This window comes from Fluoribacter gormanii, assembly GCF_900156395.1.
GTDB lineage: Bacteria > Pseudomonadota > Gammaproteobacteria > Legionellales > Legionellaceae > Legionella > Legionella gormanii.
In genome coordinates, this window is sequence record NZ_FTNL01000015.1 from 74,752 (window position 1) to 89,067 (window position 14,316).

Consider the following 14,316-nt stretch of genomic DNA (forward strand, 5'->3'; position numbering starts at 1 on the left):
ACACAATAATAACTGCAAAAGCTGAAGTTAGCGAGGCACTTCAATCAGGTATTTTTATTGGGACCACAGAGAACATTTTATTTTGCTCATCAAACAAAGCTAAATGCTCCGCCATAGACTCTTGCAATCTATTATCAACATTTGAATGCGCATTTAATCTATTAAGAATGAGTTGAATCGCCAAATTGATCCACTCAACTCCCCCTAGTTCCTGAGCCATTAATTCCTGATTGTAATGCCAAAAATGAATACAGGAACTTGCTGCAAAAATCCAACAATACTGCTCTGCCAGACGAAAAGCGGTCAGACTGCGCGGGTCAAATTGTTTTTGCTCTTGCAAGGCAATTACATGCTGATCCAATCGTTTGAGTTCTGTACAAACTGCATTAATTAACGAACTAATTTGCGTTGATTGTAATGTAGATAAGCCGGCCAAAATATCGTCTTCAGTATGGGTAAAGAGACCTAAACGATCCATAGAGAATTCTGGACAAATGCAGTTGAGATTGAAAATACACTCCAATTGTTGTGACTTATTTGGAGAACTTCCTCTCATTCCTGCTTGTGGCAATAAACTACCTGCAATCACGGATAAATTAACCTGGCTACTCCCATCAAATAATCCAACCACCGGGATATCACGTCTGATTTTTTGAAACATAGCCCACTCGGTTGTGCGTAAATATGCGCGAGCCCCCATCACTATACTACACTGTTCGACAATTTCTTCGGTTATTTGGGGAATAAGGAATTTAATGATGGCAGACCAAAATGATAGTTTCTCAGGCGTCACTGAGCAAGCCCGGGCTACTGCTAAAGCAGTACAATCAGCAATAAGTAACAGTGTAAACTGCTCTCCAAGGCGTTGTTTTACAACAGGAATTTCATATGCGGCTTTACCATATAATTGCCTATGCCGACTAAAAGAAAGCGCTAACCGCAAAGCAGTATCTGCAGCTCCCACAGAAACAGAAGCGCATAAAGTTCGGGAAACCTGTAAGGTTTTATAAATGATTTCCAATCCGCGTTTTTCATCCCCAACCAATGCATCTTGAGGCAAAAAAACGTTCTCCAAAGAAAAGCCACTGATGTCTAGTCCTCTAACTCCAAGGGTAGGAAGTTTGGGCGTTGGCCTAAATCCGGATTGGGTTGTCGATTTATCCAGAAAAAAAACCGAGAAACCTAATGGTCCTCCTCGAGAATGAGTACGACAAAGAATAGTCACACTCTGTCCTAATGTAGCAAAATTAATACACCACTTTCTACCGGATAATTCCCATCCATTTTTACAAGGATGAGCCAATACTTCATTGGCCATAATATCAGAACCATGCTCCTCCTCAGTCAAAGCACAGGCAGTGATTTCCCCTCGCCGAAGAGATGCGGCCAAATTTTTTTTCTGATTGTCGCTTCCTGCGATCCACAGAGGTAATGCACCCAAGAATGGCAGACCCAAGGCGATTCCGGTAGTTACATCACGCCTGCAGATTGATTTCGCTAGAAAATATCCGACGTCGAGTGAGACAAACTTTCCGCCAAGGTTTTGAGGAATTAGATATTCCATATACCCCCATTGCTGAATCAATCTAATTTGTGACCAGGCAAGTTCTTCTTGTTCATCATATTGCAAGCTTTGTTGAAAATTGAGAGGCGTCTCCTTTTTTTCAGGATTTCCCAAGTACGCTTCAAATGAATTTATTAATTGTTGTAAATCAAGGTAAGACATAATGATCCTTACAAAATTGCAATGGTGCGTCTCTAAGCCACCCCTCCCCCCTCTATCGGGAAAAGTGTTTTTTTACTTCTCCCTGCTGGGGAGAAGGTGCCCGAAGGGCGGATGAGGGGTACATTTCCTTCCACCTACAGCACTCATCAAAAAGAACTTCTACACAATAGAATGCCTTGCAATTGGCAAATCCTCCATCTTGCGATATACATATTCCAAATGTTGGCTCAATCTCGCACGTATTTGCTGAGGAGCAATAATTTCGTCGATCAAACCAGACACATAAGCATCCACTAGAGAAGGATCAACATGCTGCGTGTCAGTAACAGCATGTTTTGTTTCATTGGACACTTGCCCATCAGAATTTTGAACCTTTTTCGTAGTCTCTTTACCCATTACGCCAAGAGTTGCAGTCTCCAAGGCCAAAACCAGATCTCCTTGTTGGGACGTAGTTTGCATCATCAGAAATGCTGCGGCTCCATAACATTTACGCACAATCACACTCATTCGAGGAACTCGAGTTTGCATGGCAGCACATAGCCTCGCTCCGTGTTGTAACAATCCCTTTTGTTCCTCGCGTTTTCCAGGCATAAATCCGGGAACATCAATTAAAGTAAGCACTGGAATCCGATAAGCATCACATATCCGAATAAATTTAGCAGCTTTTTGCGCTGCATCTGAATCAATCGCACCACTAAAACGAGTACTCTGATTCGCAACGATACCTACTACATACCCATGAATACGTACAAAAGCACAAATCATGGCTTGTCCATAGGCGCTTTTGTATTGCCATACTTCAGAATTATCGGCAATCGCCTGAATCAATTCGAGCATATTAAACGGTACTCTCGGATCAGCTGGAATGTTGGGCAAAGCATGTATAGGCTCTTGCACCGAATGGATAGGAGGGCATTCGCCACTATGTGATGGAAAAACGTTGAGCATGGTTTTAACATGATTTATTTGCGCACTGATACTGTCATCAACGAAATCAGCAATACCTGTAGTACCTGCATGCATCGCTGTACCACCTAATTCACTCATACTGACTTTTTCACCTATAGCTTGCTGAACTACCATCGGACTCGTTACCATCAGGTAACTACGATGCTTGTTGAAAAATAGCAGGTCCATCAGTACTGCAGAATAAGCGGGTGCTCCAAGAGTTGGAGCAACAAGCACCGCAAATTGTGGAATCACGCCGGATAAGTTGATGTTACGTGCGATAATTTGTGTGTATTCATCGCCACTCAATAAGTTTTCTTCCAAAGAAATTCCCGGAGAAGCTAAAAAAGCAATAATCGGGATACGTAAATCTTTGGCCCTATCCATAAGACGCAGAATTTTTTTTGCGCCCTGGCTCGTAATATACCCTCGATTAACTGAATTATCATGGGCATATATTGCAACAGGACGGCGGTTTATTTTAGCCAACCCCGTAATCACTTCAGCACCAAATTGTAAATGGGTTTGATTATTAGGAAGATAATCAGCAAGTAATGGAAGAAAACTATGCTCATCAATAAGATTTTCTATCCATTTCATCGTGGTTTTATCAACAGACGATGAGGACATATCACGCTCAATTAAAATAAAGTTTATATAAAATATACACTTCGTAATTACAAGGGTCAATTTTTCCTAAAAAACCGCTATAATTTAGGCACATTGAATTCCTATAATTTAAAGTAAGCGCTAAAAAAGGCAAACTATAGAACATAATAAAAGGTAATTTATGGAAATTTTGCATCCTAACATTCGTTTTAATATTACAGCCGCCTCTCGAGTTCTTCCTGACGCCCCCCCTATTACCAATCTGGAAATTTTACAAAACTTTCCAAGAACCTCAGAACATTCTTTAGCTTTTTTAGAGAAATTTGCCGAAAAAATAGGCGAGGAATTTGGTTTTTATTCCCGTTATTGGTGTCATAAACCTTGGGAATCTTTAGATAAATCTCGAGAATTGACTGCTGAATCCTTAGCGACTGAGGCGGTACGAAAATTGTTTGCAAACTATACCCCAGCAAAAGTAGATGCTTTTTTACTGGGCTCTACTACCAATAAACGATTTACAGGCTCTCAAGCGGCAGCAGTTCTTGGGGACTTGGGAATAGATGCTCCTGCTTATGATTTAAAAACTGGTTGTTCGACTTCCTTATCTACGCTTCACCTTGCCTACGCCTTAATGACCTTAGGGTACTCTAATGTGATGGTTAGTTGTGCTGAAACTTTATCTAAAGTAATCGATCCTGAAAATGAAAAAACATGGATAGGATTAGGTGATGGTGCAGCAGCATTGCTCATGGAAAAAAAGGAAACTGGTGCATTCACCGTTGAGAAAACCTTTTTTTCTACGGAAGGAAAATATGTGGAAGCGTTTACCACCCACGGTGTTTTTCCACCCACCAAAGAACAAATCGATACCGTAGGCTATCACTTAATTGGTGATGAGTCGCTAATGAAAGAACTCGCTTATACTAAATACAAGCAGATGCTTGCCCATTTGTTACCAACAGAAGAGGATCGAAACGCTATTACCTGGATTATTCCTCATCAAGTAAATCGTAAATTAATTACCGAAATCCTCCAAGAAAACCAAATGATGAACAAAGCAATTATTTGGGACTCAGATACGATTGGTAATATTGGTGGAGCATCCATTCTCTATTCTCTGGCTAAAGCAATTGAAGAAAAAATTTTTGATCGATCTGGAAAAATACTGATGATGAGTGTCGGAGGTGGCCTCTCCTATGCAGGACAAGTTCTCCGATTCCACAAGTCATAAGGGCCGATGATGAATAAAGAGATTTTCAGCTGTGAATCACTGGTTGATGCAATTCGATATAGAGCCCTTCATACCCCAGAGAAAATAAGTTGCACTTTTCTTAACAGAAACTTAGAAGAAAAAATGACTTTTTTTGAATTGGATGAACGGGCAAGAGCCATTGCAGCACAATTACAAGCCCAAGGAGTAAAACCTGGAGATAGAATCTTATTATTATTTTCTCCAGGTCTACCCTTGATTCAGGCTTTTTTTGGCTGTCTTTACGCGAGGTGTATTGCAGTACCTATTTATCCTCCTGCCCAAGCAAAATTATTGGATAAAGCACATCGCATCATTCAGAATGCACAACCAGTATGTGTGATTATGACGGCCGATCACTTAGTTAAATTTGCCACACTGAATAGCAAAGGAAAACCACATCTGGATGAAGTTCCGTGCTTTGCTATAGACAGCATGGAATTACCAATGAGTTCTTTTTGGCAACCGCCTCTTATTCGCGGTCAAGACATTGCCTTTCTGCAGTACACATCAGGCTCAACGATGCATCCTAAAGGAGTCATGGTCACTCACTGCAATTTACTGGATAATATTCACAAAATATATGCTGCATTTCAGTTAAATGAGGAAACTATTTCCTTCAGTTGGCTCCCTCCCCATCATGATATGGGGTTAATAGGTTATATTTTGACTCCCATCTATGCGGGGGTACCTACTTATCTCATGTCCCCATTTTCTTTTTTACAAAATCCACTTTCCTGGTTACAAAACATTAGTAAATACCGAGCAACCATAAGCGGTAGCCCTAATTTCGCTTACGATTATTGTGTAAAACGCATAAAAGAAGAAAAAAAGCAGGGGCTTGATTTAAGCTGCTGGCAAATTGCATCGAATGGGGCCGAACCCATTCGAAAAGAAACCTTAGAACATTTTTATCATGCATTTAAAGATTATGGATTTCACAAAGAGGCCTTCTATCCTTGTTATGGTTTGGCTGAAGCTACCTTGTTAGTTACAGGAAGTACCCCAGGAACCCCTTATCGCACACTCACTTTGGCTAAAGAACAGTACCAGGATCATCGTGTCCATTTTGCTGCAGAAGCAAGCCCTCAGAGCCATAGTTTGATTAGTTGCGGCCAGTTTATGCAAACAGTAAAAATTGTAGATCCGGAAACACTTACCCTCTGCGCTAATGACCAAATCGGTGAAATTTGGGTGCACAGTGCCAGCGTAGCCCAGGGATACTGGCAGCAAAACGAGGAAACACAACATACATTTCATGGCAAAATTTCTGGTGATCCAAGTAATCAATTGTATTTAAGAACCGGTGATTTAGGGTTTGTGCATGAGGAGGAATTGTATGTGACTGGCCGGATTAAAGATTTGATTATCCTTTATGGTAAAAATCATTACCCACAAGACATCGAGTACTCTATTCTCCATGCCCCAATACATGAGTCTCTCGGCAAATGTGCAGCGTTTGTCACTCAAAGAGAACATGAATATGAACTGACTGTCATGTGTGAGGTAAAAAACCGTTTTATGTCATCTGAGGAGCAAGATAATTTATTTAATACTATTTTTGAACTGATCTATCAGACCCATCAACTCGAAATTCATAATATTATTCTTATTCCACTCAAAGCCATGCCGCATACAACCAGTGGGAAAATTCGTCGAAATTTCTGTCGAAAACACTTATTAGATACAACGTTACCTATAATCGCCACCTGGCGATTAAACAAGGTGGAGGGTTAAGAGCATGCAATTTTTATCTCAAAACACTCCTAATAGAATTGCATTAATCATCGAGGATCAGAAATTAAGCTTTGCAGAGCTAGAGACAAATATCCAAAAAATGTCGCTAAAGTTAAAAAAACTACCTCCAGGAATATTGGTTTTACATGCCATACCCCAGCGTTCATTTGTGATTCAATTGTTAGCCGCTTTAAAAATCAGAAAACCTGTTGCACTCTTTGCTGATCAAGAATTGGGGCAGGAAAAACGTCATCTTTTAAGTACGAATATGACGGTGAGTGAGCAAGGTGATCTCATAGACATCCAGGAAAACAATCATATCAAACACCACCCGGAGCTTGCTTTAGTACTCTTTACCTCAGGGAGTACAGGACAAATGAAAGCGGTGCAACTGTCTCTAAAAAATATTACTGCAAATTGTAAGGCAGTGATTAATGCTCTTGAATTTTCCAGAATAGACGATCAATTATTATTTTTACCTTTGTCATACTCTTTTGGCCTCCTTGGTCAATTACTTCCTGGATTAATCGCCGGAATAAAGACACGACTGATTTCACAATTTACAGATATTAAAACACTCTTAGAAACGCATGCTGTGCCTCAAATGTGGAGCGGTGTTCCCTCTCATTGGGTGGCGATTCATAAAATGGCAAGTCTCTTTCCGGAAAGTGCCGCAAAAATAAAAGCGATCGTCTCCGCGGGTGCACCCTTGAGCATTACATTGCGTCATAGTTTGATAAAGACCTTCCCCAATGCAACAATTTATAATAATTATGGTTTAACAGAAGCAGCTCCACGCGTATTGACTTATTCCAACAAAGATCCATTATTTCTTGAAGATTTTGCTGGCTATCCAGTAGGCGATTGGCAGATACGGTTGTCAGAAGAAAATGAATTGCTCATTAAAGGGAGCCAACTCATGTTAGGCTATTTGGGGGAAGAAAAACAATCCCGAATGCAAGACGGTTGGTTTTTTACTGGGGATTTAGCAGAGCAATTACCCTCCGGTTTGGTAGCAATTAAAGGACGGCAGGATCATATCGTCAATATAGGCGGTGAAAAAGTTAATTTAATTGATATAGAACATAAAATTTGCCAAATTGAAGGAGTTAAGGAAGTCATTGTCATCCCTTTAGATGACGAACTCTATGGTGTCCGTTTACTTGCGTGTTTGGAACAAGATAACTTCAGTGCCACAACCACCGAACAAATGCTTTCCGAACAATTAAAACAACATTTTTTACCCAGAAAACTTCCAATTACGGTGCAATTATTGAAAAAATTGCCACGGAACCAACATGGAAAGCTTGATAGAAAAACACTACTTTTAAGTCAGAAGGAAAAAATCAATGCTCACTGAACGAATTCGCAATACATTAGTAAAGATTGGACTTGGCAATCTTCCTAAAGATTCATCTGCCTCACTGGAACAAGGAGGCTTAGATAGTCTAATGTTAGCCTTACTCATCATCGAGTTGGAGCGAGAATTCAAAATTAAGATTCCGGTTATACCCTTAGTAAAAGAACGCTATGAATCAATAGGCAGTATAGAAAAGCATTTAATCGAGCTGGGGGCAAAATGAATATTTTGATTACCGGCGGCTCATCGGATATCGCTCAAGCGATAGCCAAACGACGGCTGCAATTAGGTGATAAAATCATCATCACCAGCTCAAGTAAGGAAAGTTTATACAAAACATTAGAGCATTATAAACAACAAGACATGCAGGTCAGAGGTTTGGTATATAATTTTTCCAATCCAGAAGCCAGTAAAGATGAACTGCAAAATCTGCTGCAGGAGCCTTTAGATGGGATTATTCTTAATGCGTTTACGCGTGTCAGCCAACTACGTAAATTACATGCATTATCCTATCCTGCATTACGCACCTACATCGATGAGAACTTGCATGGTAATATTTGGTTAATTCATCAATTATTGCCCGCTTTATTAGCCAATAAATTTGGACGATTGATTCTAATTTCCAGTCTTTCTGCAATTACTGGAACCAGTCGTTATGGTGCTTATTGCGCGACCAAAGCCGCACTCGAGGGATTGTTTTTAAATCTTGCCGTAGATTACAGCCCCAACAATATTTTATCCAATATTGTGCGTGTCGGTTTGATTAAGACCTCAAGAACCGAGCAATTTTGGAAAAGACCTGCCTATCAAGAAAAGATGGCGCAAATTATTCCTCAAGGCATGATGGGAGAAGCAGCACAAGTTGCAGAGGCAACGGATCCTTTATTATCCAGAACCTCATTTATGACGGGATCGGTGATTACTGTAAGCGGAGGTTTACCACTCATGCGTTCGGAAGGTCTATTATCATCATGAATTGGATTTATTCACCACATTTTGAATGCATTGGAAAAAAATCTAGTGGCGAGAGGTTACCATGAATTTACTACGCGCTGAAAAAAATATATACCTCAAAGGCCCATTTATTGCATTGCCCGAGAAGGTTATGAGTAATAAAGATGTGCTTGAGTGGATGAATAGCACACAAAGTCCAACACTGGTTAGCTTCTCGACAGGAATTAGAACGAGACGCTGGGCCAATGAAGATCAGGCCTGTAGTGATTTGGCGGTCCTTGCAGCAGAGCAATTGTTCACGGCGAAACCCGCGGAAAAAAATAAAATAAATCAAATTATTTTGGCAACTATATCAGGAGATTATCTAGCACCACCAACTAGCCCCTTGGTGCAGCACCGGCTTGGATTACACAATACTGGTGCTTTTGACATTGGAGCAGCCTGTGCGGGTTTCGTAGTTGGTTTACATACTAGCGCTGCCCTCACTCAGGCAACCATGGGTTCCATTTTATTAATAGCAAGTGAAATTCGTTCCAAGTTTTTAAATAAAAATAATTTTGCTACAAGCGTTCTTTTTGGCGATGGAGCCGCTGCTTGTGTGGTGTCCACTGATAAGGAAAATGCAGAGTTTCGTTTTCTTGCTTCTGCTTTATTTGCTGATGGAGAGGTAAGCGATACGGTATCCACTCCTGCCGGAGGTTCCCGGTTGCCCGCAGCGAATTGCACGAACCCCGAATTGTTTTACATCACAATTAAAGAAAATACTGCACTATTTATAAAGGCGGTGCATGGTATGGTTGATGGTGCAGAAGAGTTCCTGAAGGCATTAAACCTTACTACTGCAGATATCCAATGGCTGGTTCCCCACCAGGGAAATAAAAATTTAGTTTTATCCGTTGCCAAACAATTAGGTTTTCCCGAAGACCGTATCGTCAAGACCGTAGAAGAAACGGGGAATACTTCAGGTTCAAGTGTAGGCATTGCTCTGGATTATCTCCGCGAACATGCAAACATCAAGGCAAAAGATAAAGTTTTATTAGTTGCCGCAGGTGGAGGTGGCATTGCTGCTTGCGCTCTTTTGGAAGTCATCTAATGTAATTTATTATCGCCTGGATGCATCTTAGTGAAATCCGGGCTACGGCTTTGCCCTCCCTGCCAGTTAAAAGCTCAGGTTCGAATCAAACCAAAATTCGGCCAGTGGTGTTCCTTTATAATGCGCCAAATGAAAATTAAAAAACTCTTTTGCCGCCTTTTTTTTCTTATTTTGTAATAAACAAAGCAAATAAGTCTGTGCAATGATTTCAGACTGGGCATCACTGCCCCCGATTTCTGTACGTCTGGAGATACAAGGGGTCATCCAATCATAAGCAGATTGAAAATCATTATTCACAAATGCATGGATCCCTTTACTTAAAGGCAGAATAACTGAAAGCCATAGTGCTTGGTTATAGCCCTTAGGCAGAGTTTTAGCATACGTTTCAAGCGATACCATAGATTTCTGAACTGCATCTTCCTGACCTAAACGAGCAAGACAATATACGTAATGAACTGAATTAAAACCGGTGTAATGCGTAAAAGGATTTTCATCCAAATAATTTGCAACAACTTTAAATTGATCGATCTGCGGCAATCCTGCCATATCTAGGCGCCATAATAATGAAATAGCATCTATTTGCTCGGTAATGATTTCAGGAGAGATACCAAAAATGACAGGATATAAGTTCATTACCTTATCTACTTGGCGTAACGCCAGATAAAATAATGCCAAATGCCAACTGTTATGCCCGCGAAGAAGTGTTGAAATCTGCTCCCAGCTTCCTCGAAACGTTTCTAAAGCCGCTATCCCTTTTGCACTATTCTTTGTGTTCAGATAGATATGAGCCAGAGTGTGGTGCGCCCAAGGTGTGAGTGGTTCGATGGCCAAAGCCTGCTCCGCCAAACGGTGCGCGTCTGATATATGGCCAGACAATTCCGCAGCAAAAGAATGCATGGCTAAAAAGTGCGATTCATCTTGATTATGTGCTGCTATCCGCTCACAAAATTTCAAATAGTTATGACCGTTGTAAGCTTGTCCCGAACAATAAAATAACCATTCAGCAAACTTTGCAGCTAAAGTATCGCGAGGATATAAGGTCGTTAAAGCTTCTAAAATAGTTAAAGCAGTTTCATACTCCAGATTCATCCAGGCTTTAACTGCTTGATAGGTTAGTTTTTCTCTTAAATTAACTGGATATAATAATTTTTCAGCTTGAACCAAATGTTCTTTTGCTAGAGAGGTGGCTGCATCAGTTTGGCCATAAAGATAAAACGCTGCAGCATAAACCTGGAGAAGCAAATTATCGGGATTATTTTTGACCGCATCCAAAATCAAATGGGGTTCATTACCCGCGCCCATGACTTGTTGATGGAAATGATTGATGCTTTCTATAACCAGCAATGACCGAGTCGTTACGGATAAACCACGATTTGTTTCCATATTATTCCCGACGAAGATTCGCCATCCTTCTTTTATTATATATCTCTTTAAGGAAAATAAGATCTAGTATGATTTATTTGCGTCAATTAAAGTCATCAGATAATCTATCCGCTCAAAATTCAGAATGGAAGAACTATGAAGAGTCAAAAAGAATTATTCGAGTTTTTGTGCCAGTTAATCGATATTCAAATTAAAAAATACGTTGCCTTACCTAAAATAGGAATCGGTCCAGATGCTCGTCTTAATGGACAACTTGTTTTTCAAGAGGTAAATGAGTTGATCGAATTTGCTGGTCAACTTATAGATGAAATGGAAAGCGCAAGTAACGATAAACCTGTTTCTTTCGAACTGTTTTCCTCAATATTCGAACAAGTTAAATTTTATCTAGAACAAGAACACCTCAGGGGATATGCGGGTTGGCTTCTTGATGAAAACAATATCCACACCCCGCTTATGGAACGCATAAATGTGCAAATCAAACAATTGAAAGAGATCGCACACTCAGCAAATATTGAATATTCTTCCTCATCAAAACCTGTAACAGAAACACAGCGACAAACTGAATATGATAGTGTTGCAATTGCATTTTATATTTTGGATCTCGCTCTAAAAATAGCCGAAAATCCGTCGATAGAATTGGAAGAAAAAAGTTTAAGACATGCTCTCCCAATATTAAAACGTAATGCGACTACCCGTTATTGCAAAGAGGAGTTTGCACAACCAATCCGTGAGTTACATCAAAAATGTAGTAATTTTTTACAACAATTCGAAGATCAAAAAAGCAATACTCTACTGGATAAAGCGAATGCTGGCGTCTATGAAAAAAAACATAGAGAACAATGGAGTAATTTACTTAAGCGTTATCAAAAAATTGAGCCAAACGCTACATTATTCTGCCCTGAACATGAGTGGTATAAAATTGGTAAATTAAACGATGAAAAAGCAAAACCAAAATCAGCATATTCTACTCAGAATCTTACATTGTTTAACGGCATAGCTCTAGGCATAGTAGTTGTTGGCATGCTACTTATCTATTTTATGAAGCAGCAGAATAATGAAAATCCCCTAAATCCAACTTTGAATCCCTAGATGAAACCTAAGGGACAGCCGTTACCCTATTGCTATTTTTCTGTCACTCCCGCGCAGGCGGGAGTCTATTCTAAAAGTAGCGTTGCACCTCTCTCTGGAAAATTTCCCTGAACTTAATGGCAGTGGGCGTAATTCAGTTACATCAGAGAAAATAAAATTGTCACATCCATGAAAACGGAAATAAAATATAAAACAGATTATGCCTGAGTAAACTCAAATAAATCTTTATAAGTATGAAAATTCATTGCATCTTCTTCAGTCACCGTTAAATTATATTCTTCACTAAGAATGGCCAGTAACTCTACTATTTTCAATGAGTCTAAATGCAGGTCTTCTATTAATGCAGTATCATCATGAATTTCTTCTGCTTTAGCGCCTGATAATTTGGATATAATATTTTTTAATTCCGTTTCAGTAATTTTCATAAGCAATACCTCTTAATTCTCTTGTGAGGCCAGATAATACCATGAAGCGAAAGAACCTAACCCTAAAATAAGTAAAATTATCGCTAATGAGAATTGGCCATACCATTCACCAAGAGCAATAATCCCGCTGGACAACGCAGCACTTAAGTCTTGCATGCATGCATATAAGGCACCGACAGTTCCGGCCATATGAGGAAATGGATGAAAAGCTCCAGCAAACGCATTGATAAAAGTAAACCCCACTCCCATGCTAAACAAAGACACAGGGATCATGATGGAAAGTACGTTCTGCAATCCTATGAGTGACAAAAATAGCATGGTAAAACCACCGATTATCATAAAGATAATTCCGATAAACACCATGAAGGATACACCTTTTCTCATCACCATTTGACTGTTGATTATTCCGCTAACACAAATTGCACCAGCAATAAAAATTGTCAGTTGACCAAACTCTATAGGGCTAAGCCCTAATGTATCCTGAAAAAGGAATGGTGCGATCGCGAGATAACCAATCAAACCTGCGGAAGCAAGACAGGCGCATAATGCATAACCTAAAAATACTTTCGATTTTAATAAGGCAAAATAATTGTCGCGCATTACTCTTAATTTAGTTGCATCAGGATTAAGGTTTTTATTCGTTTCAGGAAGAGTACATAACGCTAAAATCCATATAATAAGGCCAAATACCAACAAAATTAAAAAATTAAAACGCCATCCAAAATGTTCCTGGATATAGCCTCCGAGAACCGGAGAAGCAACCATAATAAAAACACTCACAATACCTACATAAGAACCAATTTTGGATAAGACTCTATCAGTAAAGAGATCACGAACTAGGGAACGGCCTACTGAACCACAACACCCTATACCAAATCCCTGAATAAAACGGCCAATAATCAAGACCAAAACTGAAGGCGCCAGAAAACAACATAGACTGCCTAAAATACTAAGACCAACACCAAACATAAGAGGTGGTTTACGACCAATTTTATCGGATAAAGGTCCGTAAAACACATGGGAAATGCTCAAACCAAGCATAAAGAGTGATAACGTTAATTGAATAGAGGCTTCACTACTGTTAAAAATTTTGGTAATTGCAGGTAATGAAGGAATATACTGATCGGTAGTCATCTGCATCAATATCATAAGCATTAAAACAACAAAAACCAGTAAAGGATGTAACGAAACGTTCTGAACATCATTTTTTTTGTGCATCAAAAAACCCTTTTTAACCTTCTTATTAATGGCACCTACCCGAATGAGGCCCATAGTATAGCAAAATCACACCATGCATAGCCCCAAAATAATCAAGCAACAAATAAAACCAATAAACCATATGATTGATCTTAACGAAGCCAAATCCATTAAATAAAAATAACAATAAATAACTCGGGAGATAATGTAAACAATCGCCAAAATTTGAATTGTTGTACCAATATGATTTGTCGCCATCGCAGTTAATACAGCAGTAGCAAATACGAGTAACGATTCAAAACTGTTTTGATGGGCGGCAACCGCTCGTGCTCCCATTCCTTTTAATCTTGCCTGTTGAGCTCTTGGATTATGATTATCGTATTTCCCTTCTTTTTGCATAAAATTGGCAACAACAATCTTGAGAAGATAGGGCAATAATATGGCAATGAACAAACAAAAAATTAAGGTGGTCATAAAGTAGTATTTCCTAACAATAATCGTTTCACGTTAAAATCAAAAAACTGTAGCCTGGGTATTCCACTAGCA

General features: G+C 39.5%; 13 protein-coding genes. 7 read left to right on the forward strand and 6 right to left on the reverse strand.

The genetic code is table 11. From position 1 onward, the window contains the following. Positions 1–40: 40 nt before the first annotated feature. Positions 41–1,729, reverse strand: a complete 1,689-nt coding sequence (locus tag BW930_RS10550) for an acyl-CoA dehydrogenase family protein (protein WP_058467161.1) — start codon at positions 1,727–1,729, stop codon at positions 41–43. 156 nt (positions 1,730–1,885) lie between these two features. Further along, positions 1,886–3,304, reverse strand: a complete 1,419-nt coding sequence (locus BW930_RS10555; RefSeq protein WP_058467162.1) for an acyl-CoA carboxylase subunit beta — start codon at positions 3,302–3,304, stop codon at positions 1,886–1,888. 160 nt (positions 3,305–3,464) lie between these two features. On the opposite strand from BW930_RS10555, the gene BW930_RS10560 reads away from it, so the two are divergent. The 6 genes from BW930_RS10560 to BW930_RS10585 all read left to right on the forward strand — a co-directional run bounded on the left by BW930_RS10560 (position 3,465) and on the right by BW930_RS10585 (position 9,676). Then, entirely contained in the window at positions 3,465–4,514 is a 1,050-nt protein-coding gene (locus BW930_RS10560; RefSeq protein ID WP_058467163.1) for a 3-oxoacyl-ACP synthase III family protein, read from the forward strand. Between the two features lie 9 nt (positions 4,515–4,523). Beyond that, positions 4,524–6,269 (forward strand): fatty acyl-AMP ligase, encoded by a 1,746-nt coding sequence (locus BW930_RS10565; RefSeq protein WP_058467164.1) that lies wholly within the window; start codon positions 4,524–4,526, stop codon positions 6,267–6,269. 4 nt (positions 6,270–6,273) lie between these two features. Further along, positions 6,274–7,629 carry a class I adenylate-forming enzyme family protein gene (locus BW930_RS10570; protein ID WP_058467165.1) on the forward strand — a complete coding sequence of 452 codons (1,356 nt, stop codon included), beginning with the start codon at positions 6,274–6,276 and terminating at the stop codon, positions 7,627–7,629. After that, positions 7,619–7,852 carry an acyl carrier protein gene (locus BW930_RS10575; RefSeq protein WP_058467166.1) on the forward strand — a complete coding sequence of 78 codons (234 nt, stop codon included), beginning with the start codon at positions 7,619–7,621 and terminating at the stop codon, positions 7,850–7,852. Before BW930_RS10570 ends, BW930_RS10575 begins: the two co-directional genes overlap by 11 nt. After that, positions 7,849–8,604, forward strand: a complete 756-nt coding sequence (locus BW930_RS10580) for an SDR family NAD(P)-dependent oxidoreductase (protein ID WP_058467167.1) — start codon at positions 7,849–7,851, stop codon at positions 8,602–8,604. The genes BW930_RS10575 and BW930_RS10580 overlap by 4 nt, the downstream gene beginning before the upstream one ends. A 61-nt stretch (positions 8,605–8,665) precedes the next feature. Then, positions 8,666–9,676, forward strand: a complete 1,011-nt coding sequence (locus BW930_RS10585; RefSeq protein WP_058467168.1) for a 3-oxoacyl-ACP synthase III family protein — start codon at positions 8,666–8,668, stop codon at positions 9,674–9,676. A gap of 66 nt (positions 9,677–9,742) precedes the next feature. On the opposite strand, the gene BW930_RS10590 is transcribed toward BW930_RS10585, so the two are convergent. Continuing rightward, positions 9,743–11,059 (reverse strand): tetratricopeptide repeat protein, encoded by a 1,317-nt coding sequence (locus tag BW930_RS10590; protein ID WP_115266225.1) that lies wholly within the window; start codon positions 11,057–11,059, stop codon positions 9,743–9,745. Positions 11,060–11,194: 135 nt separating this feature from the next. On the opposite strand from BW930_RS10590, the gene BW930_RS10595 reads away from it, so the two are divergent. After that, on the forward strand, positions 11,195–12,148 hold the full coding sequence (locus tag BW930_RS10595) for a hypothetical protein (RefSeq protein ID WP_058467170.1): 954 nt from the start codon (positions 11,195–11,197) through the stop codon (positions 12,146–12,148). A 197-nt stretch (positions 12,149–12,345) separates the two neighbouring features. On the opposite strand, the gene BW930_RS10600 is transcribed toward BW930_RS10595, so the two are convergent. The 3 genes from BW930_RS10600 to BW930_RS10610 form a co-directional block, all read right to left on the reverse strand. Further along, on the reverse strand, positions 12,346–12,573 hold the full coding sequence (locus BW930_RS10600; RefSeq protein ID WP_058467171.1) for an acyl carrier protein: 228 nt from the start codon (positions 12,571–12,573) through the stop codon (positions 12,346–12,348). Between the two features lie 12 nt (positions 12,574–12,585). Further along, positions 12,586–13,791, reverse strand: coding sequence for a multidrug effflux MFS transporter (locus BW930_RS10605; RefSeq protein ID WP_058467270.1), 1,206 nt, complete (start codon positions 13,789–13,791; stop codon positions 12,586–12,588). Between the two features lie 66 nt (positions 13,792–13,857). Beyond that, positions 13,858–14,244, reverse strand: a complete 387-nt coding sequence (locus BW930_RS10610; protein WP_058467172.1) for an MAPEG family protein — start codon at positions 14,242–14,244, stop codon at positions 13,858–13,860. Between the last annotated feature and the right edge of the window lie 72 nt (positions 14,245–14,316).

Coding starts and splice junctions, on each gene's coding strand:
- BW930_RS10555 (WP_058467162.1), bottom strand. CDS start 3,304: ATGTCCTCATCGTCTGTTGATAAAACCACGATGAAATGGATAGAAAAT.
- BW930_RS10560 (WP_058467163.1), top strand. CDS start 3,465: ATGGAAATTTTGCATCCTAACATTCGTTTTAATATTACAGCCGCCTCT.
- BW930_RS10565 (WP_058467164.1), top strand. CDS start 4,524: ATGAATAAAGAGATTTTCAGCTGTGAATCACTGGTTGATGCAATTCGA.
- BW930_RS10570 (WP_058467165.1), top strand. CDS start 6,274: ATGCAATTTTTATCTCAAAACACTCCTAATAGAATTGCATTAATCATC.
- BW930_RS10575 (WP_058467166.1), top strand. CDS start 7,619: ATGCTCACTGAACGAATTCGCAATACATTAGTAAAGATTGGACTTGGC.
- BW930_RS10580 (WP_058467167.1), top strand. CDS start 7,849: ATGAATATTTTGATTACCGGCGGCTCATCGGATATCGCTCAAGCGATA.
- BW930_RS10585 (WP_058467168.1), top strand. CDS start 8,666: ATGAATTTACTACGCGCTGAAAAAAATATATACCTCAAAGGCCCATTT.
- BW930_RS10590 (WP_115266225.1), bottom strand. CDS start 11,059: ATGGAAACAAATCGTGGTTTATCCGTAACGACTCGGTCATTGCTGGTT.
- BW930_RS10595 (WP_058467170.1), top strand. CDS start 11,195: ATGAAGAGTCAAAAAGAATTATTCGAGTTTTTGTGCCAGTTAATCGAT.
- BW930_RS10600 (WP_058467171.1), bottom strand. CDS start 12,573: ATGAAAATTACTGAAACGGAATTAAAAAATATTATATCCAAATTATCA.
- BW930_RS10605 (WP_058467270.1), bottom strand. CDS start 13,791: ATGCACAAAAAAAATGATGTTCAGAACGTTTCGTTACATCCTTTACTG.
- BW930_RS10610 (WP_058467172.1), bottom strand. CDS start 14,244: ATGACCACCTTAATTTTTTGTTTGTTCATTGCCATATTATTGCCCTAT.